General features: G+C 66.7%; 1 pseudogene. It reads left to right on the top strand.

The window, feature by feature from the left end:
* Positions 1–636: pseudogene (locus P0D62_RS19000) on the top strand (tyrosine-type recombinase/integrase); the annotation flags it as partial.

Here is a 636-nt window from a genome sequence, read left to right as displayed (position 1 = left end):
GTCGAGGAGTGGACGACCGAGCTGGTCTCCGGCGACAAGCCGTGCTCGCACGGCACGATCCGCTCGTATCAGAACGCGGTCGCGTTGTTCTGCGACTACCTGACCGACCGCCGCTACGGCTGGATCGAGCGATGCGAGGAACTGTTCGGCACTCATCCGGTGCAGGTCTGCCATGAGTGGAACACCGCGATCCACACCGGCGATCACGAGGCACGCCCGGCGGTCCGGCCGCTGTCGCGGGACGAGGTACAAGCCTTCTTCGACTACGCCGACGATCGCGTCGACCATGCTCGCACGCGCGGAAAGAAGGGCTGGAAGTCGTTGTTCCGCGACGCGACCCTGTTCAAGATGATCTACGCCTTCGGGCTGCGCCGCCGCGAGGTCGGGATGCTCGACGTGCATGACTTCACCCGCAACCCGACCGCGACCGAGTTCGGCCGGTACGGGGTCTGCAACGTCCGCTGGGGCAAGGCCAGCAAAGGCTCCCCGCCCCGTCGGCGGGCGGTGCTGGCGGTGTTCGACTGGACCCGCCCAGTGATCGAGGAATACGTCACCGACGTGCTGCCGCTGTTCGACACGGCAGGCGCCGGGATGCTGTGGCCGACCGAACGACAATCCAGGATCACGGGCAGCTAC

It is taken from the genome of Tessaracoccus caeni, assembly GCF_029211185.1.
Classification (GTDB): Bacteria; Actinomycetota; Actinomycetes; order Propionibacteriales; family Propionibacteriaceae; genus Arachnia; species Arachnia caeni.
Note: the sequence above shows the minus strand (reverse complement) of the source record. Positions and strands in the feature narration are given on the sequence as shown.